Origin of the sequence: Micromonospora sp. WMMD723, from assembly GCF_049863385.1 — a bacterium.
Taxonomy (GTDB): Bacteria; Actinomycetota; Actinomycetes; order Mycobacteriales; family Micromonosporaceae; genus Micromonospora; species Micromonospora wenchangensis.
This window is the reverse complement of record NZ_JBMKNR010000001.1, coordinates 469,741-495,393: the sequence shown is the minus strand read 5'-3', so window position 1 is coordinate 495,393 and position 25,653 is coordinate 469,741. Positions and strand designations below refer to the sequence as shown.

Genomic DNA, 25,653 nt, shown 5'->3' with positions numbered 1-25,653 from the left:
GCAGGCCGGCGGTGCGGCGAGCCGTCCGCCGGTGGACGCGTACCCTTGGGCTCCATGAGTGCTCCGTCCACGACCCCGCGCCCCGCCGCGGCCCCGACCGACGACGCGGCGGTCGCGTCGCCGCACCACGACGCCACGTTGTCGGTGTGGCCCCGGCTGGAGGCGCTGCTGCCCCAGGTGACCAAGCCCATCCAGTACGTCGGTGGCGAGCTGGGCGCGGTGGTCAAGGACTGGGACGCGGCGACCGTACGGTGGGCGCTGATGTACCCCGACGCGTACGAGGTGGGGCTGCCCAACCAGGGCGTGCAGATCCTCTACGAGGTGCTCAACGAGCTGCCCGACGTGCTGGCCGAGCGGACGTACGCGGTCTGGCCGGACCTGGAACGGCTGATGCGCGAGCATGACGTGCCGCAGTTCACCGTCGACGCGCACCGCTCGGTGCGCCGGTTCGACGTGTTCGGGGTCTCGTTCTCCACCGAGCTGGGCTACACCAACCTGCTCACCGCGATCGACCTGGCCGGCATCCCGATGCTGGCGGCCGACCGCACCGACGCCGACCCGGTGATCGTGGCCGGCGGGCACGCCGCGTTCAACCCGGAGCCGATCGCCGACTTCATCGACGCCGCCGTGCTCGGCGACGGTGAGGAGGCGGTCCTGGAGATCACCACGATCGTCCGGGAGTGGAAGGCGGAGGGTTCCCCGGGTGGCCGGGACGAGCTGCTGCTGCGGCTGGCCCGCACCGAGAGCGTCTACGTGCCGCGCTTCTACGACGTGGACTACCTGCCCGACGGCCGGATCCAGCGGGTGGTGCCGAACCGCCCGGACGTGCCGTTCCGGGTGCACAAGCGCACGACGATGGACCTGGACGCCTGGCCGTACCCGAAGAAGCCGCTGGTGCCGCTGGCCGAGACGGTGCACGAGCGGTACGCGGTGGAGATCTTCCGGGGCTGCACCCGGGGCTGCCGGTTCTGCCAGGCCGGCATGATCACCCGTCCGGTGCGGGAGCGGTCGATCACCACCGTGGGGCAGATGGTGCAGCAGGGGCTGGAGTTCTCCGGCTTCCACGAGGTGGGGCTGCTGTCGCTGTCGTCGGCCGACCACTCCGAGATCGGTGACATGTGCTCCGGCCTCGCCGAGCAGTACGCCGGCACCAACGTGTCGCTGTCGCTGCCGTCGACCCGGGTGGACGCGTTCAACATCGACCTGGCGCAGGAGCTGTCCCGCAACGGCCGGCGCACCGGGCTGACCTTCGCCCCCGAGGGCGGGTCGGAGCGGATCCGCAAGGTCATCAACAAGATGGTGTCGAAGGACGACCTGATCCGTACGGTGGTCACCGCGTACACCAACGGCTGGCGGCAGGTGAAGCTGTACTTCATGTGCGGCCTGCCCACCGAGACCGACGCCGACGTCCTGGAGATCGCCGACATGGCGCACGAGGTGATCCGGGCGGGGCGGGCGGCCACCGGCTCCAAGGACATCCGCTGCACCGTCTCGATCGGCGGGTTCGTGCCGAAGCCGCACACCCCGTTCCAGTGGGCGTCGATGGAGCGGCCCGAGGTCATCGACGGCCGGCTCAAGCTGCTCAAGCAGGCCATCAACAGCGACCGTTCGCTGGGCCGGGCGATCGGCTTCCGCTACCACGACGGGGAGCCGTCGCTGATCGAGGGGCTGCTCAGCCGGGGGGACCGCCGGGTCGGCGCGGTGATCCACGAGGTGTGGCGCAACGGTGGCCGGTTCGACGGTTGGAGCGAGCACTTCTCGTACCAGCGCTGGATGGACGCCGCCGCGGCGGTGCTGCCGGGCTTCGGCGTCGACCTGGACTGGTACACCACCCGCGAGCGCGACGAGCTGGAGGTGCTCCCCTGGGACCATCTCGACTCGGGCCTGGACAAGGACTGGCTCTGGCAGGACTGGCAGGATTCGCTGGGCGAGTACGAGCAGGACGACTGCCGGTGGACCCCGTGCTTCGACTGCGGTGTCTGCCCGTCGATGGACACCGAGATCCAGATCGGGCCCACCGGCCGCAAGCTCCTACCGCTCACCCCGGTGACCGCGTTGAAGGTGCCCAGCGGCGCCCAGCAGTGACAGGCGACGGGACGGGGTGGCGCGCCACGGCGGGCCACCCGTCCCGTTCCGGCGGGTGTGCGGCTATCGTCACCGGCAGCCCGCGCCACGGGGACCGGTGACCAGACCGAGGAGTACGACGATCAGCAGGAAACCACAGCCGGAGGGCGGGCAGGCGCCTGTCGTCCAGCGTGTCCGCATCCGGTACGCCAAGCGCGGGCCGTTGCGGTTCACCTCCCACCGGGACTTCGCCCGCGCCTTCGAGCGCGCCCTGCGCCGGGCCGCCGTGCCGGTGGCCTTCTCCCAGGGCTTCACCCCGCACCCGAAGATCTCCTACGCCAGCGCCGCCCCCACCGGGGTGGCCAGCGAGGCGGAGTACCTGGAGGTCGGCCTCCAGGCGGTGGTGGACCCGGAGCAGCTACGGGTGGCCCTCGACGCGGCGCTCTCGCCCGGCCTCGACGTGCTGGACGTGGTGGTCGCGACCGGGGGCAGCCTGGCGGAGCGGATCGAGGCGTCGTACTGGCGCATCGAGCTGCCCGGGGTCGAGCACGCGGTGGCGCAACGGGCGGTTGCCGCCTTCGTGGCCGCCGACGAGGTGCAGGTCGAGCGGATGACCAAGCAGGGCCGGCGGACGTTCGACGCGCGGGGCGCGGTGACCCGTATCGATGTGTTGCCGCCGGTGCAGACGCCTTCCGGGGCAGCGGAGCCGTCGTGTGCGATACTCGAACTGGTCGTACGGCAGGTCACCCCGTCCGTGCGACCCGATGACGTCCTTTCCGGCCTCCGCGTGGTGGCCGCCCTGGAGCCGCCGGTCTCCCCGAGGGTGATCCGGCTGGCGCAGGGCGTGTTGACCGCGCAGGGCGCGATCGTGGATCCGTTGGACGCGGACCGCGACGGGGCAGCCATCGGAGAACGCTGACCGTCGGTCGGCGTTCTGGCAGGCAGACTTCGGCGGTCGCGCACGTCGCGCGCCCGGCGGAAACACTTTTGCGGCGATCCTGCGTGGCAGCGCTCACCCGCGCCCGGGGCCGCCAGAACTGGAGAACGTCCATGCTCGAGAACGAGCCCGAGGGCGGCGAACGGACCGGTTCCCAGCCGGCCGGCGACACCGCCGACAGCACCAGCGGCACCGGCGCGGGAGTCGCCGCCACGCCACCGGAGGGCGCTGCCGCGTCCACGGACGGCACGGCGGCACCGACCCGGCGGCGGGCCACCCGACGGCGGGTCGCGCCGCTGAGCCAGCCGGAACTGACCGGGGGAGCGCCCGCCGAGGCGTCCGGCAGCGCCCCGTCGGCCACCGACGAGTCGCAGCAGGCCGAGGTGATCGTTCCGGTCGCCGGTGAGCTGGACTCCGCGCCGAAGGCCACCCGCCGCCGTCGCAAGGCCACCCCGGCCAAGGCCACCGAGGAGCCGGTGGTCGTCGACGGGGTCGAGGAGGGCAGCGCGGAACTGGTGCCGCCGGTGAAGGTGACCCGGACCCGGCGGAAGAAGGCCGTCGCCCCGGCGGCGACCGAGCCGCCCGTCGAGGCCCCGGCGTCCCCGCCGGCCGCCGAGGCGGTGACCGGCCAGCCGTCGGTGGGTGAGGTTTCCGCAGCCCAGGGCGATGCCCCCGAGGAGGAGCCCGCCGTGGAGGCGGCTGCCCCGACCGAGCCGACCGTCGCCGACCAGGCCGAGGAGCCGGTGGCCGAGGAACCGGTGGCCGAGCAGGCCGTGGTCGCGGAGCCCGTGGCCCAGGAGCCCGCGGCCGACCGACCGGCCCCCGGGTCGACGTCGCCGGTCGCCGGTGGGCAGACCGGGGAGGTGTCACCGGGCGTCGCCGTGCCGGCCGCCGACGAGCCGGTGGAGCCGGCCGAGCCGCAGCCGCGTACCCGCCGGCGACGGGCCGCGATCGCCGCGCCGACCGTCCTGTTCATGGCCCCGCAGCCGGAGGAGCCGCCGGTCTTCCGGGTGGTCGAGCCCGGCCCGGTCGCCGAGGAGCCCGTCGAGGAACCGGTCGAGACCGGGCGGCGACGTCGCCGTGGCCGCCGTGAGGTCGAGCCGGTCGAGGCCGTCGAGCCGGTCGAGGTCGTCGCGGAGGAGCCCACCGGCGAGACCGAGGAGGGCGTCGACGACGAGGACGAGGACGACGACGAGTCGGCCGCCGCGCGTCGCCGTCGCCGCCGGGGCCGCCGGGGCCGGGGCCGGGGCAAGGGCGGTGCGGACGACACCGACGAGGACGAGACCGAGGAACCGGCCCAGGCCGAGGCCGAGGGGGAGGGCGACGACACCGAGGACGAGGGTGACGGGGACGGCCTGACCCGTCGTCGGCGTCGCCGTCGCCGTCGGGGTGCCGGTGACGTCGAGGGTGGCGCCGACGACGGCGTGCCCACGGTGGTCAAGATCCGGGAGCCCCGCAAGGCCGTCGACGAGGTGCAGGGCGTCTCCGGTTCGACCCGGCTGGAGGCCAAGCGCCAGCGCCGCCGGGACGGCCGCGAGCAGCGCCGGACCCGCCCGCCGATCCTGAGCGAGTCGGAGTTCCTGGCCCGCCGGGAGGCGGTCGACCGGGTGATGGCGGTGCGCCAGCGGGGCGACCGTACCCAGATCGCGGTCCTGGAGGACGGCGTCCTGGTCGAGCACTACGTCACCCGTAACTCGTCGGGCACCATGGCCGGCAACGTCTACCTGGGCAAGGTGCAGAACGTCCTGCCCAGCATGGAGGCGGCCTTCGTCGACGTCGGGCGGGGACGCAACGCCGTCCTGTACGCCGGTGAGGTCAACTGGGACAGCACCGGCCTGGAGGGGCGCTCCCGCTCGATCGAGCAGGCGCTGCGCTCCGGCGACTCGGTGCTGGTCCAGGTCACCAAGGACCCGATCGGGCACAAGGGCGCCCGGCTGACCAGCCACGTCGCGCTCTCCGGCCGGCACCTGGTCTACGTGCCCAACGGCAACGCCTCCGGGATCAGCCGCAAGCTGCCCGACACCGAGCGCAAGCGGCTGCGGGACGTGCTCAAGAAGCTGGTCCCCGACGGCGCGGGCGTGATCGTGCGGACCGCCGCCGAGGGCGCCAGCGAGGACGAGCTGGCCCGGGACGTCAAGCGGTTGCAGGCCCAGTGGGAGGACATCCAGGCCAAGGCGACCGCCGGTGGTGCCCCGGTGCTGCTCTACGAGGAGCCCGACCTGGTGATCCGGGTGGTCCGGGACCTGTTCAACGAGGACTTCCGCGAGCTGGTCATCGAGGGCGAGCAGTCGTACGGCATGGTCGAGTCGTACCTGTCGCACGTCTCGCCGGACCTGGTCGACCGGGTGCGCCGGTACGTCGGCACCGCCGACGTGTTCGCCGAGTACCGCATCGACGAGCAGATCATCAAGGGGCTGGACCGGAAGGTCTTCCTGCCCTCCGGCGGTTCGCTGGTGATCGACCGCACCGAGGCGATGACCGTCATCGACGTCAACACCGGCAAGTACACCGGCTCCGGGGGCAACCTGGAGGAGACGGTCACCCGCAACAACCTGGAGGCGGCCGAGGAGATCGTCCGCCAGCTGCGGCTGCGTGACATCGGCGGCATCGTGGTGATCGACTTCATCGACATGGTGCTGGAGTCCAACCGGGAACTGGTGCTGCGCCGGCTCACCGAGTGCCTGGGCCGGGACCGCACCAAGCACCAGGTGACCGAGATCACCTCGCTCGGCCTGGTGCAGATGACCCGCAAGCGGATCGGGGCCGGTCTGCTGGAGGCGTTCAGCGAGCCCTGCGAGTGCTGCAAGGGCCGCGGCCTGGTGATCCACACCGAGCCGGTGCCGGAGAAGCCGCGTACCGGTGGCGGCGCGGGCGAACGGGTCAAGGCCGTCGCCTCGGCGGTGACGACCCCGGCGGCCGAGCCGACGGCCACCGCGACCACCCCCTCCGCGCGGCGGCGCGCCCGCAAGGCGGCGACGGTGGAGCGGGCCGTGGTGGAGACCACCGAGACCCCCGAGGTCGAGGTCGCCGCCCCGGCGGCCGACAACGGCTACCACGACACCATGGGCTACGACCTGTCCCGATACGAGTCGCAGACCCCGGCCGCCCCGGCCGCGGCCGACGCCCAGACCGGCGAGTCGGCCCGGCTCGCCGGGGCGGACGATCCGGACGCGCTCGGCGACTCCGACTCCGACGGCGACGACGACGGGGAGGCCGGCACGGGCCGGCGGCGCTCCCGCCGGGGCGGTGCCCGCCGCCGTACCCGGCCGTGACCCGTTGAGCCGTACCCGGCCGTGACCGGCTGAGCCGTACCCGACGGCAGCGGACCCCTTCCCCGGCGTACCGCCGGTGGGAGGGGTCCTGCCGTGCCGTGGGTACGGCGATACCATCGGTCACCCCCGGCTAGGAGAAGACCATGCGCCGCCTGCCCGCCGCCCTCGTGGTGACCGCCGTCCTGCTGGCCGGTGTCGGCTGTTCCGGTGACCGGGCCGACGCGCCGACGGCCTCCGGTCGGCCGTCCGGTGCCGCCACCCCCGCCTCCGTGGTCCCGTCGGCGGCGGTGAGCGGCTCCCCGGCCGGCGGCAACGGGCCGCAGGTCTGCGCCGACGCCGAGGCGGCGTCGACCACGGCGGTGCGCACCTACGTCGAGGAACTGGGCAAGATGATCGCGGCGGTCGGCGCGAACGACAGCGCGGCGGCGGACACCGCCCGCAAGCGGGCGGAGACGGCGCTGACCACCTGGCGGACGGCGCTGCGGCAGCAGTCCGGCCGGGCCACCGACCCGCAGTTGAAGACCCTGCTCACCGACCTGGCCACCGAGATCGGCCGGCTCGGCACCGACGTCGACTCGATCGACGAGACCGAGCTGGACCGGCTCCAGCAGCGGCTGGACCAGCTCTGCGCCCGCTGACCGCGGGCCCGGCCGGGCGGGGGGTCGGTTTGGGTGGCGGGCGGGTGATGGCGTACTCTTTCCTGCGGCGCACTTTGGTGTGCCGAGTTCCCGCGTGCCCGCGCTGCCGGTGTCACAGCTACCCGGCGAGTTGCCATGGGAACGACCGCCAGCAGCCTCAACGACAGGGAGTCCGCCTCCGATGTACGCGATCGTCAAGACCGGCGGCAAGCAGTACAAGGTCGCCGAGGGCGACGTGATCGAGGTCGAGAAGCTCACCGGTGCCCCCGGTGACGCGGTGAAGCTCACCGCGGTGCTCCTCGTCGACGGTGACGACCTGGTGACCGACGCGGCGAAGCTTGCCAAGGTCGCGGTGTCCGGCGAGATCGCCGCGCACACCAAGGGCCCGAAGATCCGGATCCACAAGTTCAAGAACAAGACCGGCTACCACAAGCGCCAGGGTCACCGCCAGCCGCTGACCCAGGTCAAGGTGACCGGCATCTCCAGCGGGAAGTAGGTCGTCGGACAATGGCTCACAAAAAGGGTGCGTCCAGCTCGCGTAACGGTCGTGACTCCGCGGCCCAGCGACTCGGCGTTAAGCGCTTCGGTGGTCAGGTCGTCAGCGCGGGTGAGATCATCATCCGTCAGCGTGGCACCAAGTTCCACCCCGGTGACCTGGTCGGCCGCGGTGGCGACGACACGCTCTTCGCGCTGGCCGCCGGCTCGGTCCTGTTCGGCACCAAGCGGGGTCGCAAGACCGTCAGCATCGTGCCGCAGTAACACGCAGGCGAAGCGGGCCGCGGACCTGGGGGTCCCGGCCCGCTTCGCCGTTTCAGGTGGGGGATGCTCCCACCGCCGGGTGCCCGCCGCCGTCGCGGCGGGGCCCGGGGGGTGCTTTTCAGGTGCGGGGGCCGACCCCGCTGGAAGGATTGGCGTCGTGACGACGTTCGTTGACCGGGTCGTCCTGCACATGCAGGCCGGCGACGGCGGGCACGGCTGTGTCTCCATCCACCGGGAGAAGTTCAAGCCCTTCGGCGGCCCGGACGGGGGTAACGGCGGGCACGGCGGCAGCGTGTCGCTGGTGGTCGACCCGCAGGTCACCACCCTGCTCGACTTCCACTTCCGTCCGCACCTCAAGGCCGAGAACGGCAAGGGCGGCGCGGGCTCGAACCGGGACGGCGCCAACGGCCACGACCTGCTGATCAAGGTGCCCAACGGCACCGTCGTGCAGACCCTCGACGGCACGGTGCTGGCCGACCTGGTCGGCGCGGGCACCACCTTCGAGGCGGCCCGGGGCGGGCGCGGCGGCCGGGGCAACGCCTCGCTGGCCAACGCCCGACGCAAGGCCCCCGGCTTCGCCGAGCTGGGCGAGCCCGGCGACCGGCTCGACGTGGTGCTGGAACTCAAGAGCGTCGCCGACGTCGGTCTGGTGGGCTTCCCGTCGGCGGGCAAGTCGTCGCTGATCTCGGTGATCTCCGCCGCCAAGCCGAAGATCGCCGACTACCCGTTCACCACCCTGGTGCCCAACCTGGGCGTGGTCCGGGTGGACAACCACACGTTCACCGTCGCCGACGTGCCGGGGCTGATCCCCGGGGCGGCCACCGGCAAGGGGCTGGGCCTGGAGTTCCTGCGCCACGTCGAGCGGTGCGCGGTGCTCGTGCACGTGGTCGACACGGCGACCCTGGAACCGGGGCGGGACCCGCTGGCCGACATCGACACCATTGAGGCGGAGCTGGCCGAGTACGGCGGGCTGGCCGACCGGCCCCGACTGGTGGCGCTCAACAAGGTCGACGTGCCGGACGGGCAGGACCTCGCCGACATCGTCCGCCCCGACCTGCAGGCGCGCGGATTCCGGGTGTTCGACGTCTCCGCGGCGACCCGGGAGGGGCTCAAGGAGCTGACGTACGCGATGGCGGAGCTGGTGGACCAGGCCCGCCGCGCCGCCCCGCCGGCCGAGCCGACCCGGATCGTGATCCGGCCGAAGGCCGTCGACGACGCCGGGTTCACCATCGAGGCGCAGGCCGACGGCTCGTTCACCGTGCGGGGCGTACGACCCGAACGCTGGGTCCGGCAGACGAACTTCGACAACGACGAGGCGGTGGGTTTCCTCGCCGACCGGCTGGCCCGGCTGGGCGTGGAGGAGAAGCTGGCCAAGGCCGGCGCCAACCCCGGGGACCTGGTCCGCATCGGTGAGCGGGAGTTCGACTGGCAGCCCACCCTGTACGCGGGCGTCGACTTCATCCCCGGCAACCGGGGCACCGACGTCCGGCTGGAGGAGAAGTCGACGCGTCCCGCGGCGGCCGAGCGGTTGGCCGCCCGCAAGGCGCGTCGGCAGCGTCCGGAGGACGAGTTGGACCCGGCCCCGGAACCGGCGGACGACGACGAGGACGACGAGGAATAGCCCGGTACCGGTCGGGTCCGGGTCGTTTCCTGGAAACCTTCGTGAAACGGACCCGTCCTACCGTGGGCTGATGCTGATCGAGTCCCGTCCCGCCACCGACCCGGAGGTCGACGCGCTGGTCGCCGCCCAGCAGCGGGAGCTGCGCGAGGCCGACGGCGGGCTGGACGGGCAGGTCACCGTGGTGCACGACGACGTCCGCTACCTGGTGGTGGTCGGCGGCGGCCGGGTGGTCGCCTGCGGTGGCCTGCAGTCCCTCGACGACGGGACCGGCGAGTTGAAGCGGATGTACGTGCGGCCGGCCTACCGGGGGCGGGGGATCGCCAGGCAGTTGCTCAGCGCGCTGGAGGAGCTGGCGTTCCAGCAGGGCCACTCGGTGCTCTGCCTGGAGACGGGCAGTTACCTGCCGGCCGCGATCGGCCTCTACACCTCCTGCGGCTACCAGCCGATCCCGGTCTACGGCGAGTACGTCCACAACCCGTACAGCGTGTGTTTCGCCAAGCGGCTGCCGGTGGCGGCCTGACCCGAGCCGGCCGGGCACCTGTCTGACCCGGGCCGGCGGGGCGGTCACGCGCCGGTCTGGGCGTGCGCGGCGGTCACCGGCTTCGACTCCGGCGACGACGCCTGGCGCAGCACGATGCTCAGCAGGACCAGCGCCCCGACGGCGAGGAACTCGCTCTGCCAGTTCTGCATCGACTGGAACCAGAAGTCGCTGGTGTGCAGGAACTGCCAGGCGCTGATCGGGGCCGTGCCGCTCTGGAGCGCCTGCTCCTCGTTGTAGGCGGCCACCCCGCCGAACAGGTGCCCGACGAAGGACCCCGCGAAGATCAGCAGCAGGACCAGCGGGAGGCTGTGCCGGTACACGGCGAGCGGGAACCCGCCGGCCCGCACCGGCCACGGCGCGTCCGGCCCGGCCTCCCGTTCGTCGTCGGCGGCCCGGTCGGTGGTGTCGTCGGTCTTCGACTCGGCCGACCCCTTCTGCACCAGGTACGCGGTGAGCAGGACGTAGCCGCCCATCTGGAGGAACTCCGACTCCCAGTTCTCGAAGACGGACTCGGCGAAGTGTCCGCTGCCGAGGTAGGCCCACCAGCTCAGCGTGGGTGCGCCGTATCCGGTCAGCTCCTCGTTGTGGGTCTGCCAGCCGGTGACGCTCTGCAACACCAGGAAGACGGCGAACGCGCCCAGCATGGCCAGGCTCAGGGCGTTGTTCCGTAGCCAGCGCGCCATGGTGACCTCCTCGTCCGTCGATCCCGTGCCCCGGGTGCGTGGCGGGCAAACGCCGCCGTGGCACGCCGGGGTCGGGAACCACCCGCCCGGGTGACGGGAGGTCAGCCCCGGTCGAGGGGGACGTCCAGCCGGCCGCCGGTGCCGGCGTCGTTGGACAGCAGCAGGCCGACGGCGAGCATGCCGAGGCCGAGCCCCAGGTGCAGCCAGCTGTCCGCGCCGTTGACCGGGACGATGTTGGCCGGGGCGTCCCGGGAGACGGCGAAGCCGTACAGCCAGAGCGCCAGGTAGACCGCCCCGCCGACGGTGAGGTAGAGCCGGGCGCCACCGAGCCGGCGGGCCAGCACCAGGCCGACCAGCCCGAAGACCAGGTGCAGCAGGTTGTGCAGGACCGACACCTGGAACACCCCGAGCAGCTTCGCCCCGGAGTGGTGACCGGCGAAGGCCAGCTCGTCGTAGCCGGTGGTGACGCCGGGGACGAAGCCGAGGACGCCGAGCAGCAGGAAGACGGCCGCGACGGCGGCGGCGACCGTCTGGACCCGGGGCTTCGGGGCGGCCGGGGCGGGTCGTCGTACGGCGTGGGCCATCGCTGTCACCTCCAGGGAGCCAACTGCGCGGCACAGTCGGACGATCCTCACATTCTGGGCCGACCGGCGACTTTCAGCGGGGAAAACGCGAATTGTGCATGGACCCGCAAAGCGGGGGTAGGTCGAAAAGCACCGGCCGACGAGATCGGCACATCCCCCGCAACCACCGCGACGAGTATCCGAGCGGAAGGACCATCATGACGCACGATCTTTCGTCCACCACGTCATACGGACAGCAGAGCAACGGCACCGGCGTCCGGGAGCAGGCCCGCCAGGTCGGCACGGACGCCGCCCACGCCGGCGGGGCGGTCGCCCAGACCGCCCGGGAACAGGGGCACGAGGTGGTCGGCGAGGCCCGCCGCCAGGTGCGCAACCTCTACGGCGAGGCCCGTGACCAGCTCACCGCCCAGGGCGGCGAGCAGCAGCGTAAGGCGGCCGGTGGACTGCGGTCACTGGCCGAGGAGATGCGCTCGATGGCGCAGAACGGCGGGCAGGGCGGCCCCGTCACCGAACTCGCCCACCAGGCCGCCGACCGGGTCCACGGGGTGGCCGGCTGGCTGGAGGAGCGCGAGCCGGGTGACCTGCTCAACGAGGTCAAGACGTACGCCCGCCGCAACCCCGGTACGTTCCTGATCGGCGCGGCGGTGCTCGGTGTGCTCGCCGGCCGGCTCGCCAAGGGCCTCACCGCCGACGGTGGCCCCGGCGGACACGGCGCGACGGGCGGCTACGACCCGGAGCAGACCGCCGTCATTCCGACCCAGGCTCCGCCGACCGGCTACCTCGACCCGACCCCCGGCACCTACGCCGAGCCCGACCCGGGATACCCGGCCCAGGGTACGGCCCGACCCGACGGCGCGACCGGCCGCGCCGGTTACCCCGACGACGGCACCGGCACCGGCTACGCCGACCCGGCCGGCGGCATCGGCCAGCCCCTGCCGCCGGTGACCCAGACCGACCCGCTGCCCGGCGTGCCGGCCAGCGGCGTGACCCGTCCGTGAGCCGCGCGACCAGCCGAAGGGAGGCGACGGCATGACCGTGCCGACGCAGGGGTCCGGACTGGGCTCCGGATACCACCCCGCGGGTGCGCCGCACTCCGCGGACGAGGTCAGGAACAGCTCGCTGGGTGACCTGATGCGGTCGGTCACCGCCGACCTGTCCACCCTGATGCGCCAGGAGGTGGAGCTGGCCAAGGCCGAGATCCGCCAGGAGGGCAGGAAGGCCGGCAAGGCCGCCGGGTTGTACGGCGGAGCCGGCTTCGGCGGCTACATGGTCGCCCTCTTCCTCTCCATCGCGCTCTGGGCCGGGCTGTCCAACGTGCTGGACGCCGGGTGGGCGGGCCTGATCGTCGCCGTCGTCTGGGCGGGCATCGCCGCCGTCCTCTACTCGATGGCCAAGAAGAACGCCGCGCACGTGCGGGGCCTCAGGCAGACCAACGACAGCGTGCAGCGCATCCCCGACGCGCTGAAGCCGCACCCGGAGGGAGTCACCCGATGAGCACCGATCCCGACCAGATCCGCCGGGAGATCGAGGCCACCCGCAACAGCCTCAGCACCGACGTGGACGCGCTGGCGTACAAGGTCAGCCCCGGCCGCATCGTCGACGACCGCAAGCAGCGGGCGCGCAACGCGCTCCAGAATGTGAGGGACAAGGTTATGGGTACCGCTTCCGACCTCGGCCACGGCACCAGCCACGCCGCGCACTCGGTCGGCGACCGCGCCTCCGCGGCGGCCTCCGCCGTCGGCGACGGCGCCCACGCGGCGGCCTCGACCGTCGGCGACGCCGCCCACCGGGCCCCGCAGGTGATCCGGCGCAAGTCCGAGGGCAACCCGATCGCCGCCGGCCTGATCGCCTTCGGGGTCGGCATGCTGGTCTCCTCGCTGATCCCGGCCAGCCGACGCGAGCAGGAACTGGCCGCGCAGGTCAGGGAGAAGGCCGGCGAGCACGCCGGAGCCGTCAAGGAGAAGCTGGGCGCGGTGGCCGGCGAACTCACCGAAGAGCTGCGCGAGCCGGCCCGGCAGGCCACCGAGTCGCTGCGCGGCACCGCCGAGGAGGCCGTGCACGCCGTCCGGGACGACACCCGGTCGGCCGCCCAGGAGGTGAAGGACTCCGCGCAGCAGTCCCGCGAACAGGTACGCCACTGAAGCAGCACCGGCACCGGCCCGCGGCCACCCCCGGCATCCGCCGGTGGAGGGCCGCGGGCCGCGTGCGGTCAGCGGCCCCGGGCGGCCGGGTCGGCCCGGACCCACCGGGTCAGCTCGCCCGGCTCCACCGGGGCCATCCGGCGCCGTAGCGTCCGCACCGAGTGGGCCGGGCGGCGCACCCGCCGACCGGCGTAGCGCACCCCGCCACGGCCGACCCGACGGGCCACCGCGAGCCAGCCGCAGAGCCCGCGTTCGAGCAGCCAGAACGGCGCGGCCAGGGCGGTGGCCGGGGGGAACACCGCCGTTCCGCCGGCCCGCCGCCGGCCGATCTCCGCCAGCGCCACCGCACCGGCCACCCCGCCGGCCAGCAGCCCCGGTCGGCGGGCCACCGACGCGGCCACCACCGCAGGCAGCACCGCCAGCGTCACCAGCAACCGCGCCGGTCGGGCCAGCTCGTCGTACGCCTGGCGGACCCGCTGGCCCCGGAAGTGCGCCGCGGTCGGCGGCAGCCGGCGCACGTAGAGCCAGGCGGGGCTGGCCTCGGTGCCGCCGTACGCGCGCACCGTGCGGACCAGTTCCAGGTTCTCGAAGAGCACGTCCGGGTCGTAGCCGCCCATCGCCCGGAAGGTGCTGCGCCGCACCGCCAGGGTGCCCGGCCAGTCGACGCCGAACGCCCGGTTGAGCAGGGTCCGGCCGGTGTCCCACCAGGCGTGCCAGGGCAGCGGGTCGAAGTAGTTCTGCGGGCGGACCAGGTCGACGGTGTCCAGCAGCCGGTGCACCACCCGCAGCTCCGCCTCGGCGTACCGGACGTCGTCGTCGGCGATCACCACGTGCTCGTGCCGGGCCGCCGCCACCCCGGTCAGCACCCCGCGTACCTTGCCGTTGAGCCCGCGCACCGCCGGATCGGGGGGCAGGTGCCGCAGCAGGCCGTGCCAGTGGGCGGCGTGCCGGGCGAACACCGGCGGCGGCGAGCCGTCGACCACGGTCACGTCGACCAGCCGGCACAGGGTACGCAGGTAGCCGGTCAGCTCGGCCAGGCCGTCGTCGTCGGTCCGGTGCAGCGGCAGGACGTACTCGACGGGGAGCCGGGGCGGGCGTGGCGGGCCGCCCGGCGCGGCGGCCGGGCGGGACCCGGCCGGGGCCGGACGCGCCGACCCGGCGGGGGCGCTCATCCGCGAGCCCCGTGATGCCGGGCGGCCGGCCTGCTGCGGACGTCGGCGAGCACCAGGCCGCTGGGCGGCAGGGTCGGCACCTTGGACAGGTCCAGGGCGAGGTCCTGCGGCGGGAGCCGGTAGTCCATCGCCCCGGTCAGCAGGCCGACCGCCTGCTTCATCAGCTCGATGGTGATCCACTCTCCGGCGCAGCGGTGGCCGCCCAGGTGGCTGCCCCCGCCCTGCGGCACGAAACCGTACGGGTCGTCCCGCCAGCCGGCGAACCGCTCCGGGCGGAACCGCTCCGGCTCGGACCAGATCCCGGGGTGGTGGTTGGTGCCGTACAGGTCGAGCAGCACCCGGCGGTCGGCCGGGAAGTGGTGCCCCTGCCACTCGAAGGGGTGCCGCACCCGGGCGAAGGCGACCGGGAAGAACGGGTAGTAGCGGCGGACCTCCTGGACGAACCACTCGGTCGGCTCGTCGCCGGCGCGCACCCGGTCCCGCCAGTCCGGATGGTCGTGCAGGGCCAGGGCGGCGAACAGGACGTACCGGTCGACGGCGACGGTGGGACGCAGCACGTTGATCAGTTCCACGGCGGCGACCCGGCGGGGGAGCAGCCGCCCCTCGGCGTCGCGGTGCTCGGCGATCACCGCGAGCGCGCTGCCCTCGGGCGCGGCCAGGGTGCCGACCCGTACCCGTTCCACCAGGTCGGCGATCCAGCGTTCGGCCCGCAGCCGACCACGCAACCCGCGCCAGTGCCGGGGGCCGAGCGCGGCCGGTCCGTCGATCATGGCCTGCATCTGGGCGTTGCGCCGGCCGACCTCGCTCTCCGGCAGCGGTATGCCCGCCCAGGCGCAGACCGCCCGCAACAGCATCGGGCCCACCTCGTCGCGGAGCACCACGGGACCGCCGCCACCCCAGGCCGCCAGCCGGATCCGCCACTCGTCGGCGAAGAGCCGGCCGATCCGCCCGACCGCCGAGGGCGTCATGATCGACATGAACATGGCCTTGCGGTCGGCGTGGGCCGGACCGTCCAGCCCCTGCACCCCGCCCTGCCCGGTCAGCGTCCGCTGACCCCGCTTGGGTGCCGCACCGGCGCGCCGGAACCGCTGCGGGTCGTAGAACAGTTCCGCCGCGGCCCGCCCCCGCAGGAAGATCGTCGGCTCCAGGAGGAACCGGGCGGTGAAGATGTCCGTGTCGTAGCGCTCACACCTGTTGCTGATGAACCGGTAGCCCTCGCGAAAGAACGCCAGCGTGCTCTCCGGGCTGCGGTCGGCCGGTGTGGTGGCCATCGGGCTCTCCTGACGCGGTGACGGTGGGCGGACCCGGCTGGTCGGCCGCGGGTGGTCTACCCGGGTTCGGGGCCCTGAATCCCGCCGCGTCGCCGGACGGTGACCGGGTGCCCGCTGGCCCCTCCCGGGCCGCCGTGAACCTGGTTGAGTCGACACCGGCCACCACGGGCGGACGTGGGGCGTCGACGACGGGGAGGACCGGATGCGGGAGAACATGCCGCCGTACTGGCGTGAGCGACAGGTGGTCGACGTGCTCGGCCGGGCCGGCGGGCACCCCCCGCCGTGGCGGCCGCTGCTCGCCCGGCCGCGCCGGCCGTCCCGGCGGTTCACCGTGCACCTCGGGTTCACCGCCGACGGGCCGGAGCACGCCCGGGAGCTGGCGGTGGCGTACGCGGAGGCGCTGAGCCTGTTACGCCCGGAGTTGGTGCTGGCCTCGGTCGCGCTGTCCCCGGCCGACGCCTGGCGGGACGCGGAGCGGCTGTTCTGTTCCGCCGTCGGCCCGGACGGCGACCGCTGCGCCGACGTCGCCGGCCACCCCGGGTTCCACCACGCCCCGGGGCCGGGCGGGCTGGGCTGGGGCGAGGGGGACGGGTGAGCCGTCGTCCGGGCACCGCCGCGCCGGCCCGCGTCGGCGCGGGGCGGCAATCGCCGGACGGGCCGGTGCCCCCGGGCGCGGAGCGGTTCGCCGCGTACCGCCCGGGGGCCGCCGCCCGGCGGTCAGTCCAGGTCGAACTCGCCGTCCTGGGCACCGGCGACGAACGCGTCCCACTCGGCCTGAGTGAACACCAGCACCGGGCCGTCCGGCTCGGCCGAGTTGCGCATCCCGATCAGGTCGTCCACGAAGGCCACCTCGACCGCGCTGTCGGAGGTGTCGCCCTCGGCTCGCTGCCAGACCGCCCGGGACAGGTCGAAGTCGCCCTTGGGGTGCTGACCCATTGTTGATCCTCCATTGCCGCGCGTACCGGGGAGCCCGGCCGGCTCCCCGTCGGGCAGGATAAGCGGATGCCGAGCCTGACCCGTGTAGAGGCGACCGCGCGTCGCGCACTGATCGATGTCGAGTCCTATCAGGTGGACCTCGATCTCACCGGTGGCGACGAGCGGTTCCGCTCGACGACCACCATCCGGTTCCGTGCCGCCACCCCCGACGCCGAGACGTTCGTCGAGGTCAAGCCCGCGGTGCTGGAGGCGGTCCGGCTCAACGACCGGGAGCTGGACCCGACGGCCCTCGCCGACGGCCGGTTCCCGCTCACCGGGCTGGCGGCGGAGAACACCCTCACGGTCACCGCCGAGATGGCCTACACCAACACCGGCGAGGGGATGCACCGCTTCGTCGACCCGGCCGACGGCGCGACGTACCTCTACGCGATGTCCTTCCTGGACGAGGCCCCGCGCATCTTCGCCGCCTTCGACCAGCCCGACCTCAAGGCGCCGGTGACCCTCACCGTGACCGCCCCGCCGCAGTGGACGGTCGCGGCCAACGGCCCGCTCGCCGCCAACCCCGCCCCGGGGCGCTGGGAGTTCGCCCCCACCGCGCCACTGGCCAGCTACTTCGTCACGCTGATCGCCGGCCCCTGGCACGTACGCCGGGACAGCCATGGCGACATCCCGCTGGGCGTCTACTGCCGGCAGTCGTTGGCCGCGCACCTCGACGCCGACCTCGACGAGATCCTCACCGTCACCAAGCAGTGCCTGGACCGGTTCCACCAGCTCTTCGCCGAGCCGTACCCGTTCGCCAAGTACGACCAGGCGTTCGTGCCGGAGTTCAACGCCGGGGCGATGGAGAACCCGGGCCTGGTCACCATCCGCGACGACGACGTCTTCCGGTCGGCCGTCACCGACAGCGAGCGGGAGCAGCGGGCCACCACCATCGCCCACGAGATGGCCCACATGTGGTTCGGTGACCTGGTCACCATGCGCTGGTGGGACGACCTGTGGCTGAACGAGTCCTTCGCCGAGTACCTGGGCACCCGGGTCACCGCCGAGGCGACCCGGTTCGACCGGGCCTGGACGACCTTCGCGATCCGCCGTAAGGCGTGGGGGTACGCGGCCGACCAGCGCCCGTCCACCCATCCGGTCGCCCCGGCGGAGGTCGCCGACGCCGCCCAGGCCCTGCTCAACTTCGACGGCATCTCGTACGCCAAGGGCGCCAGCGTGCTCCGCCAGCTCGTCGCCTGGCTCGGCGACGACGCCTTCCTGGCCGGGCTCAACCAGCACTTCGCCGCCCACCGGTTCGGCAACGCCACCCTGGCCGACCTGCTGGCCAGCCTCAGCGCCGCCAGCGGGCGGGACCTCACCGACTGGGCCGACCGCTGGCTGCGTCAACCGCAGGTCAACACGCTGCGGACGGAGACCTCGGTGGACGCCGACGGCCGGTGGTCCTCGGTGGCGGTGGTGCAGACCGCGCCGTCGGAGCACCCGGTGCTGCGCCCGCACCGCATCGCGGTCGGCCGGTACGCCGCCGACGGCGCGGTGGAACGGGTCGAGGTCGATCTCGACCCGGCCGCCGACGACGGACGCACCGCGCTTCCCGCGCTGACCGGGCGGGCCACCGGGCTGCTCCTGCCCAACGACGGCGACCTCACCTTCGCCAAGATCCGGCTCGATCCGGCCTCGGTGGACGCGGTCGGCACGGTGCTGCCCACGCTCACCGATCCGCTGGCCCGTGCGCTGCTGTGGGAGGAGACGCTGGACGCCGCCACCGACGGCGAGCGGCCGGTGTCGGCGGTGGTGGCGCTGCTGACGGCGGCCCTGCCCACCGAGACCGAGGTGGCCGTCGCGGAGAGCGTGCTCGCCCGCAGCCGCAACCTGGTCGACCGCTACCTCGACCCGCTCGCCCGGGACGCCGCGCTGCTGCGTACGGCCGACGCCTGCGCCGCGCTGCTCGCCACCGCCCCGGCCGGCGGGTCGCTGCAACTGGCCGCCGCGCGGGGGCTGCTCTCCGCCACCGCCGACGCCGACCTGCTCGCCGGGTGGCTGGCCGGTCGGGGGGTGCCCGACGGGCTGGCCGTCGACGCCGAGCTGCGCTGGGCGCTGCTGCGCCGACTGGTGGTGCTCGGTGCGGCCGGCGAGACCGAGATCGCGGCCGAGGCGGCGACCGACCGCAGCGCGACAGGCGCGGAACGGGCGACCGGGTGCCGGGCGGCCCTGCCCGAGGTGGCCGCGAAGGAGGCCGCCTGGGAGATCGTCACCCGGGACACCACCCGCTCCAACCGGCTCGTCGAGGCGGCGGCCGAGGGGTTCTGGCAGCCGGAACAGGCCGAGCTGACCGGCACGTACGTCGACCGGTACTTCACCGAGATGCCGGCGGCGGCGCGGCGGCGTACCCCGTGGGTGGCCGAACGGGTCGCCCGGCTGGCCTTCCCCCGCTACGCCGTGGCGCAGCCCACGCTGGATTCGGCCGCGACCCTGCTCACCCGGGACGACCTCACCCCGGGGTTGCGCCGCAGCGTCGTCGACGCCGCCGACGACCTGCGCCGGGCCCTGGTCGCCCGCACGGCGGTCGCGGCGGCCGCCGCCTGACGGCCGGTTCGCGCCGGGCCCCGGCGGGCCCGGCGCGGGGCGGCCTACGATCATGGGGTGGAGGACGACATCCGACGGATCGGCATCATGGGCGGCACCTTCGACCCGATCCACCACGGTCACCTGGTGGCGGCCAGCGAGGTGGCCGACCGGTTCGGCCTGGACGAGGTGGTCTTCGTGCCGACGGGGCAGCCGTGGCAGAAGGCGGACACGCCGGTCAGCCCGGCCGAGGACCGCTACCTGATGACGGTGATCGCCACCGCCTCCAATCCCCGGTTCCAGGTCAGCCGGGTCGACATCGACCGGGGCGGCCCCACCTACACCGTCGACACCCTGCGGGACCTGCACCACGAGTACGGCCCGAAGGCGCAACTGCACTTCATCACCGGCGCCGACGCGCTGGAGCGGATCCTGTCCTGGAAGGATCTTGATGAGATCTTCGCGCTGGCCCACTTCATCGGGGTGACCCGGCCCGGATTCGAGCTGACCGACAAGCACCTGCCGGCCGACACCGTCAGCCTGGTGCAGGTGCCCGCGATGGCGATCTCCTCGACCGACTGCCGGGAGCGGGTCGGCCGGGGGGAACCGGTCTGGTACCTGGTGCCCGACGGTGTGGTGCAGTACATCGCGAAACGGCGGCTCTACCAGCAGTGATTACGCCCGGTTACTGCTACTTCGTCCCGGTAAGCGGCCAGAACTGACAAGTCGTCTCCGCGCCGGGTGTGAGACGCTTGACGGGTCGCACTGTTGATCGAAGGAGAACGGTGACAGTTTCCGAACGCGCTCACGAGCTGGCGATGGCCGCCGCCCAGGCCGCGGCCGACAAGAAGGCGCAGGACATCGTCATCATCGACGTGGGTGACCAGCTCGCCATCACCGACGCGTTCCTGGTGGCCTCGGCGCCCAACGAGCGTCAGGTGATGGCCATCGTCGACGCCGTCGAGGAGCGTCTGCTGGAGCTGCCCGAGAAGGCCAAGCCGATTCGCCGCGAGGGTGAGCGGGGTGGCCGCTGGGTGCTGCTCGACTACGTCGACATCGTGGTCCACGTCCAGCACACCGAGGAACGCGAGTTCTACGCCCTCGACCGGCTCTGGAAGGACTGCCCCCAGCTCCCGTTCGTCGACCGCGACCTGGTCGAGGCCGACGCCGCGGGTGCCGCCGCCGAATGACCCGCCTGATCATCTGGCGGCACGGCAACACCGACTGGAACGCCGCCGGTCGGGTGCAGGGGCAGATCGACGTACCCCTCAACGACCTCGGCCGGGAGCAGGCCAGCGCCGCCGCCCCGTTGCTCGCGGCGCTGCGCCCGGCCGTCGTCGTCGCCTCCGACCTGTGCCGCGCCGCCGACACCGCCGCCACGCTCACCCGGCTCACCGGTCAGTCGGTACGCCCCGACGCCCGGCTACGGGAACGGCACTTCGGCCAGTGGCAGGGCCTCGCCCTCACCGACGCCGCCGCCCGGTTCCCCACCGAGCACGCCCGGTGGCGGGCCGGCGACCCGGACCCGGGAGCGGGCATCGAATCCCTCGACGACCTCGGCAAGCGGGTCGGCGAGGCGTTGCTCGCCGCCGTCGAGCTGGCCGACGGGGGCACCGTCGTGGTCGCCACCCACGGGGGCGCGGCCCGGCAGGGCGTCGGTCAGCTGCTCGGCTGGGACCACACCGTGCTGCGCAGCATCGGCTCGCTGGCCAACTGCCACTGGACCGAACTACGCCACAACGACCTGCGGGGCTGGCACCTGCGCGCGCACAACGTCGGCCCGATCACCCCGCCGCCACCGGCCGAGCCCGCCTGAACCGACCGGTCCGCACCGCCCCGGACCGACCGGTCCGTGAGGTCCGTGCCGGCCGGCCGGGGCGGGTGGTCCCGGCATCGGCTAGCGTGCCGGGCATGTCCGTCGCGGTCGTCACCGACTCCACCGCCTACCTTCCACCCGGGCCGGTGCGGGCGCACCGGTTGACCGTGGTGCCGCTGACCGTCGTGCTCAACGGCGCGGAAGGGTTGGAGGGGGTGGAGACCCTCCCTGCCGACGCCACCCGGGCCCTCGGCGGCCGGCGGGTCTCGGTGAGCACCTCCCGGCCCTCCCCGGCGCAGTTCGCCGCCACGTACCGGCGGCTGCTGGCCGACGGCGCGGACGGCGTGCTGTCGGTGCACCTGTCGGCCGAACTGTCCGGCACGGTCGACGCGGCCCGGCTCGCCGCCGCCGAGGTCGGCGACCGCGTCGAGGTGGTCGACAGCAGGTCCACCGGCATGGGGCTGGGCTTCCCGGCGCTGGCCGCCGCCGGCGCCGCCGAGGCGGGCGTCGACCTGCCCGGGGTACGCGCGGCGGCGCTGGCCGCAGTCGACCGCACCACCATCTTCTTCTACGTCGACACGCTGGAGTTCCTGCGCCGGGGTGGCCGGATCAACGCGGCGGAGGCGCTGCTCGGCACCGCCCTGTCGGTCAAGCCGATCATGCACATGCCGGACGGCGCGATCGTGGTGCGCGACAAGGTGCGTACCGCCAGCCGGGGGATGGCCCGCCTGATCGACCTGGCGGTCGAGGCCGCCGCCGACGCCGAGGTGGACCTCGGGGTGCACCACCTGGCCGCTCCGCACCGCGCCGAGCACCTCGTCGAGGCGCTCACCGCCCGGCTCGGCGACCGCCTGCACGACACGTACGTCTCCGAGGTCGGTGCGGTGGTCGCCGCCCACGCCGGGCCGGGCCTGGCCGGTGTCGTGATCCACCGCAGGCAGGGCTGAACGGGTGGGCCGCCGTGCCCGTCGGCCGGTCCGGACCGGGTCGGTCGCAGGGCCCGTCGCTCGGGTTCCACATAGCAGATCCGGCCATGATCAGGCGGTTGTCCACAGCCACCGTCGCCGTCCACAACCGACCTCCGTCGGACCGAACGGGTGCCCTCCACCGGCCTAACCTCGCCCCGTGTCGGAGGACGAGGAAACCAGGGTGCGGGGACGGCTGTACCGGCTGACCGCCGGGGTGTCGGCGGTGGCACGGACGGCGGACCCGCCGCAGCCGCCACCCCGCCCTTACCGGCCGGGGGCGCTGCGCGTACCGGGCGCGGCGGGCGCGGGTGGGGCGTCGCCGTCGGAGGCGGGCACGGCCGGGACGGCGGCAGGTCGCCGTCCCCGGCCGGCCGCCGACGCCGGTTTCCGCGACGCCGGCTCCCTCGACCTCGGCGACTATCTCGACGATGTGCCACGCGGTCCCGGGCCGCATGGTGACGGCCCCTCCGACGCCGCTGCACGCCGACATGACGATGACTCTTCCGACGCCGGTGCACGCCGTCACGACGACGGTCCTCGCGACGCCGGTCCACGTCGCCACGACGACGGCCCTCGTGACGCCGGTGCACGGCGTCATGCGGGGGACGATCCGACCGTGTTCCGCCCCGGCGAACCGGACCACCGGCATCCCGCCGACGGTGACGACCCGGCACCGGCCGGCCGGTTGCCGGGTCCCGGTGTCTTCGACCCCGGTCGGCGCGGGGTCCGGGCACTGGCGGTCGTGGCGGTGGTCGTGGTGCTCGGCGCGGGATTCTGGGCCTGGCGGTCCCGCCCGCAGCCGGAACCGGTGCGCCCGGCGACGACCCTGGCCGGGCCGGAGTCCTCCGGCGGGCCCGCGTCGGGTCCGGCCGTCGCGCCGACCGGCGAGCTGGTGGTGGCGGTGTCCGGCCGGGTCCGCCGCCCCGGTCTGGTCCGGGTGCCGGCCGGGGCGCGGGTCGCCGACGCGGTCGAGGCGGCCGGCGGGGCGCTGCCCGGCACCGACGTGGCACTGCTCAACCCGGCCCGGAAGGTGGCCGACGGGGAGCTGATCCTGGTCGGCGTCACCGCCCCACCCGGCGCGGCAGGCTCCGGTGCGGCCCCGGCCGGGCCGACGGCGGCACCCGGCGGGGCCGCGCCGGGTGGCCGGGTCAACCTGAACACCGCCACGGTGGCCCAGCTCGACGCGTTGCCCGGGGTCGGCCCGGTGCTCGCCCAACGCATCCTCACCCACCGTGACCAGCACGGCGGCTTCCGCAGCGTGGGCGACCTGCGCCAGGTCGACGGCATCGGCGACGCCCGGTACGAACAGCTCAAGGATCTGGTGACGGTGTGACCGCCGACCGGGCACCCGACCTGCGGCTGGCCGGGCTGGCGGTGGCGGCCTGGTCGGCGGCGTTGGCCTGCCTGCACCTCACCACCCGCACGGCGGTCCTGCTCGCCGCAGGCGCCGCCGTCCTCGCCGCCCTGCTCACCGCACACCTGCTCGCGGTGCTGGGTACCCCGGCCGCCCCGGTCCGCCGGCACGGCTGGATCGCCGTCGCCGTGCTGCTCGGCGTGGTCTGCGGCGGTGCCGCCACCGCCGCCCGGCTGCACGTGCGGGACGCGGTACCACTGCGCCCGCTGGTCGACGAGCGGGCCCGGGTCACCGTCGACCTGGTGCTCCGCGACGATCCCCGCCCGGTACGCGGGGCGCCCGGCCGCCCGGCGACCCTGCTCGTCACCGCGCAGTCGGGCACCATCACCGATCCGCAGGGCCACCGCCTTCGGGTTTCGGTACGCCTGCTCGTGCTCGCCACCGACCCGGCCTGGCGGGGTCTGCTGCCGGGGCAGCGGCTGACCGCCGAGGGCAGGCTCGCCGCGCCCCGGGGCGGCGACCTCACCGCCGCCGTGCTGACCGTGTCCGGCCCACCGGTCCGGGACGGGCCCCCGCCGTGGCTCCAACGCGCCGCCGGCACCCTGCGGGCCGGTCTGCACCGGGCCTGCGCCCCGCTCCCGCCCGAGCAGGGTGGTCTGCTGCCCGGCCTGGTCGTCGGGGACACCAGCCGGTTGCCGGCCACCGTGGAGGAGGACTTCCGGGCCACCGGGATGACCCACCTCAACGCGGTCTCCGGGTCGAACGTGGCGATCGTGGTCGGTGCGGTGCTGCTGGCGGCCCGGTGGGCCCGTGCCGGCCCCCGGCTGGCGGCGGTCCTCTGCGGGCTCGCCCTGATCGGTTTCGTCGTCCTGGTCCGTCCCTCGCCCAGCGTGGTACGGGCAGCCACCATGGGGGCGATCGGGCTGGCCGCGTTGGCGGTCGGGCGGCCCCGGGCCACACTGCCGGCGTTGGCGGCGGCGGTGACCGTGCTGGTGCTCGTCGATCCGGAGCTGGCCGGGGACGCCGGATTCGCGCTGTCGGTCCTGGCGACCGGCGGATTGCTGCTGCTCGCCCCGGGCTGGCGCGACGGGCTGCGGCGGCGGGGCGTACCGGCCGGGTTGGCGGAGGCCCTCGCCGTCCCGGCGGCGGCCCAGCTCGCCTGCGGGCCGGTGGTGGCCGGCATCTCCGGCACGGTGAGCCTGGTGGCGGTGCCGGCCAACCTGCTCGTGGTGCCGGCGATCGCCCCGGCGACGGTGCTGGGGGTGACGGCGGCGGTGGTCTCGCCGGTGTGGCCGGTCGGGGCGGAGTTCGCCGCCTGGCTGGCGAGCTGGCCGGCCTGGTGGCTGGTCACCGTCGCCCGGGTGGGGGCCCGGTTGCCCGCCGGCACCCTGCCCTGGCCGGGCGGGCTGCCTGGCGCGTTGCTGCTGGCCGGGCTGACCCTGGGGCTGCTGCTGGCCGTCCGCCGGCCGCTGGTGCGCCGACTCGTGGCGGTCGGCGCGGCGGCGGTGGTGCTGGGCACCCTGCCGGTACGGCTGGTGGCGAGCGGATGGCCGCCGGACGGTTGGGTGGTGGTGGCGTGCGCGGTAGGTCAGGGGGACGCCGTCGTGCTGCCGGTGGCGGACGGCCGGGCGGTGGTGGTGGACGCCGGCCCGGAGCCGTCGGCGGTGGACGGTTGCCTGCGACGGCTCGGGGTACGCGAGGTCTCCCTGCTGGTGGTGAGCCACTTCCACGCCGACCATGTCGGTGGCGTGGCCGGGGTGACCCGGGGGCGGCGGGTGGCCACGGTGCTCACCCCGACCCTGACCGAGCCGGTGGCGGGGCGGGAACTGGTGGTGGCCGCCGTCGGGCCGGCGCGCCAGGTGGTGCCGGCGGCCGGGTGGTCGTACCGGTCGCCAGGGGTGGAGGTGGTCGTTCTCGGGCCGCCCTACCCGCTGCGGGGCACCCGGTCCGACCCGAACAACAACTCGCTGGTGCTGCGGGCCACGGTGGCCGGCGTACGCGTCGTGCTGCCCGGGGACGCGGAGACCGAGGAGCAACGGGCACTGCTGGACCGGGTGCCGCCGCACGCGTTGCGGGCCGAGGTGCTCAAGGTGGCCCACCACGGCAGCGCCTACCAGGACCCGGCCTTCCTCGACGCGGTCCGGCCGGCGGTGGCGCTGGTGCCGGTGGGGGTCGACAACGACTACGGGCATCCGAGCCCGGTGATCCTCGACCGGCTCGCCCGCTCCGGTGTGCGGGTGTTGCGGACCGACACCGACGGGGACGTGGCGGTGGTGGTGCGTTCCGGCCGGCTCGCGGTGGTCACCCGGGGCCTGCCGCCGGGCCGCCGATGAT

At 74.3% G+C, this 25,653-nt stretch carries 24 protein-coding genes; 19 read left to right on the top strand and 5 right to left on the bottom strand.

What is annotated here, in order from left to right:
• Positions 1 to 54 precede the first annotated feature (54 nt).
• From ACN261_RS02245 to ACN261_RS02210, 8 genes are all read left to right on the top strand, one after another.
• The gene (locus ACN261_RS02245; protein ID WP_425848151.1) at positions 55 to 2,085 is read left to right on the top strand and encodes a TIGR03960 family B12-binding radical SAM protein; all 2,031 of its coding nucleotides are present in this window, start codon (positions 55 to 57) and stop codon (positions 2,083 to 2,085) included.
• Positions 2,086 to 2,263: 178 nt separating this feature from the next.
• Positions 2,264 to 2,983 carry a TIGR03936 family radical SAM-associated protein gene (locus ACN261_RS02240; RefSeq protein WP_421486900.1) on the top strand — a complete coding sequence of 240 codons (720 nt, stop codon included), beginning with the start codon at positions 2,264 to 2,266 and terminating at the stop codon, positions 2,981 to 2,983.
• Between the two features lie 131 nt (positions 2,984 to 3,114).
• A complete protein-coding gene (locus ACN261_RS02235) occupies positions 3,115 to 6,273 on the top strand; it encodes an Rne/Rng family ribonuclease (protein ID WP_425848149.1) in 3,159 nt (1,052 codons plus the stop codon).
• A 143-nt stretch (positions 6,274 to 6,416) separates the two neighbouring features.
• Positions 6,417 to 6,911: a hypothetical protein gene (locus tag ACN261_RS02230; RefSeq protein ID WP_421483743.1), complete on the top strand. Its 495-nt coding sequence runs from the start codon at positions 6,417 to 6,419 to the stop codon at positions 6,909 to 6,911.
• A gap of 181 nt (positions 6,912 to 7,092) precedes the next feature.
• On the top strand, positions 7,093 to 7,407 hold the full coding sequence (gene rplU / locus ACN261_RS02225) for a 50S ribosomal protein L21 (RefSeq protein ID WP_067312477.1): 315 nt from the start codon (positions 7,093 to 7,095) through the stop codon (positions 7,405 to 7,407).
• Positions 7,408 to 7,418: 11 nt separating this feature from the next.
• Complete coding sequence (rpmA, locus tag ACN261_RS02220; RefSeq protein WP_421483742.1) at positions 7,419 to 7,670, top strand: 50S ribosomal protein L27; 252 nt, start codon at positions 7,419 to 7,421, stop codon at positions 7,668 to 7,670.
• A 157-nt stretch (positions 7,671 to 7,827) separates the two neighbouring features.
• On the top strand, positions 7,828 to 9,291 hold the full coding sequence (obgE, locus tag ACN261_RS02215; RefSeq protein WP_421483741.1) for a GTPase ObgE: 1,464 nt from the start codon (positions 7,828 to 7,830) through the stop codon (positions 9,289 to 9,291).
• A 70-nt stretch (positions 9,292 to 9,361) separates the two neighbouring features.
• Complete coding sequence (locus ACN261_RS02210) at positions 9,362 to 9,811, top strand: GNAT family N-acetyltransferase (RefSeq protein ID WP_425848145.1); 450 nt, start codon at positions 9,362 to 9,364, stop codon at positions 9,809 to 9,811.
• Between the two features lie 44 nt (positions 9,812 to 9,855).
• Here ACN261_RS02210 and ACN261_RS02205 read toward each other — a convergent pair whose 3' ends face one another.
• Together ACN261_RS02205 and ACN261_RS02200 are read right to left on the bottom strand one after the other, a co-directional pair.
• Complete coding sequence (locus ACN261_RS02205) at positions 9,856 to 10,515, bottom strand: DUF6766 family protein (RefSeq protein ID WP_425848142.1); 660 nt, start codon at positions 10,513 to 10,515, stop codon at positions 9,856 to 9,858.
• 101 nt (positions 10,516 to 10,616) lie between these two features.
• Positions 10,617 to 11,099 (bottom strand): DUF4383 domain-containing protein, encoded by a 483-nt coding sequence (locus tag ACN261_RS02200; protein WP_421483738.1) that lies wholly within the window; start codon positions 11,097 to 11,099, stop codon positions 10,617 to 10,619.
• Positions 11,100 to 11,296: 197 nt separating this feature from the next.
• Here ACN261_RS02200 and ACN261_RS02195 point away from each other — a divergent pair, with 197 nt between their 5' ends.
• Genes ACN261_RS02195 through ACN261_RS02185 form a run of 3 tightly spaced genes read left to right on the top strand, consistent with a single transcriptional unit; the run spans position 11,297 to position 13,240 of the window.
• A complete protein-coding gene (locus ACN261_RS02195; protein ID WP_425848139.1) occupies positions 11,297 to 12,097 on the top strand; it encodes a hypothetical protein in 801 nt (266 codons plus the stop codon).
• A 31-nt stretch (positions 12,098 to 12,128) separates the two neighbouring features.
• Complete coding sequence (locus ACN261_RS02190) at positions 12,129 to 12,593, top strand: phage holin family protein (protein WP_421483736.1); 465 nt, start codon at positions 12,129 to 12,131, stop codon at positions 12,591 to 12,593.
• Positions 12,590 to 13,240: a DUF3618 domain-containing protein gene (locus ACN261_RS02185; protein ID WP_421483735.1), complete on the top strand. Its 651-nt coding sequence runs from the start codon at positions 12,590 to 12,592 to the stop codon at positions 13,238 to 13,240. The genes ACN261_RS02190 and ACN261_RS02185 overlap by 4 nt, the downstream gene beginning before the upstream one ends.
• Before the next feature lie 68 nt (positions 13,241 to 13,308).
• Here ACN261_RS02185 and ACN261_RS02180 read toward each other — a convergent pair whose 3' ends face one another.
• On the bottom strand, positions 13,309 to 14,412 hold the full coding sequence (locus ACN261_RS02180; RefSeq protein WP_421483734.1) for a glycosyltransferase: 1,104 nt from the start codon (positions 14,410 to 14,412) through the stop codon (positions 13,309 to 13,311).
• Positions 14,409 to 15,683 carry a cytochrome P450 gene (locus ACN261_RS02175; RefSeq protein WP_425848135.1) on the bottom strand — a complete coding sequence of 425 codons (1,275 nt, stop codon included), beginning with the start codon at positions 15,681 to 15,683 and terminating at the stop codon, positions 14,409 to 14,411. The genes ACN261_RS02180 and ACN261_RS02175 overlap by 4 nt, the downstream gene beginning before the upstream one ends.
• A gap of 202 nt (positions 15,684 to 15,885) precedes the next feature.
• Between ACN261_RS02175 and ACN261_RS02170 the strand changes: the two genes are divergently transcribed.
• On the top strand, positions 15,886 to 16,278 hold the full coding sequence (locus tag ACN261_RS02170; RefSeq protein WP_425848132.1) for a hypothetical protein: 393 nt from the start codon (positions 15,886 to 15,888) through the stop codon (positions 16,276 to 16,278).
• Between the two features lie 122 nt (positions 16,279 to 16,400).
• Here ACN261_RS02170 and ACN261_RS02165 read toward each other — a convergent pair whose 3' ends face one another.
• Positions 16,401 to 16,619 (bottom strand): DUF397 domain-containing protein, encoded by a 219-nt coding sequence (locus tag ACN261_RS02165; protein WP_067312494.1) that lies wholly within the window; start codon positions 16,617 to 16,619, stop codon positions 16,401 to 16,403.
• Between the two features lie 66 nt (positions 16,620 to 16,685).
• Between ACN261_RS02165 and pepN the strand changes: the two genes are divergently transcribed.
• The 7 genes from pepN to ACN261_RS02130 all read left to right on the top strand — a co-directional run bounded on the left by pepN (position 16,686) and on the right by ACN261_RS02130 (position 25,652).
• A complete protein-coding gene (gene pepN / locus ACN261_RS02160) occupies positions 16,686 to 19,202 on the top strand; it encodes an aminopeptidase N (protein ID WP_421483731.1) in 2,517 nt (838 codons plus the stop codon).
• A 57-nt stretch (positions 19,203 to 19,259) separates the two neighbouring features.
• Positions 19,260 to 19,856, top strand: a complete 597-nt coding sequence (nadD, locus tag ACN261_RS02155) for a nicotinate-nucleotide adenylyltransferase (protein ID WP_421483730.1) — start codon at positions 19,260 to 19,262, stop codon at positions 19,854 to 19,856.
• A gap of 110 nt (positions 19,857 to 19,966) precedes the next feature.
• Entirely contained in the window at positions 19,967 to 20,371 is a 405-nt protein-coding gene (gene rsfS / locus ACN261_RS02150) for a ribosome silencing factor (RefSeq protein WP_204926278.1), read from the top strand.
• Positions 20,368 to 20,997, top strand: a complete 630-nt coding sequence (locus ACN261_RS02145; protein WP_421483729.1) for a histidine phosphatase family protein — start codon at positions 20,368 to 20,370, stop codon at positions 20,995 to 20,997. Before rsfS ends, ACN261_RS02145 begins: the two co-directional genes overlap by 4 nt.
• Before the next feature lie 95 nt (positions 20,998 to 21,092).
• A complete protein-coding gene (locus tag ACN261_RS02140) occupies positions 21,093 to 21,944 on the top strand; it encodes a DegV family protein (protein ID WP_425848125.1) in 852 nt (283 codons plus the stop codon).
• Positions 21,945 to 22,395: 451 nt separating this feature from the next.
• Complete coding sequence (locus ACN261_RS02135) at positions 22,396 to 23,298, top strand: helix-hairpin-helix domain-containing protein (protein ID WP_421486899.1); 903 nt, start codon at positions 22,396 to 22,398, stop codon at positions 23,296 to 23,298.
• Positions 23,295 to 25,652, top strand: coding sequence for a ComEC/Rec2 family competence protein (locus ACN261_RS02130; protein WP_421483727.1), 2,358 nt, complete (start codon positions 23,295 to 23,297; stop codon positions 25,650 to 25,652). Before ACN261_RS02135 ends, ACN261_RS02130 begins: the two co-directional genes overlap by 4 nt.
• Position 25,653: the final 1 nt, after the last annotated feature.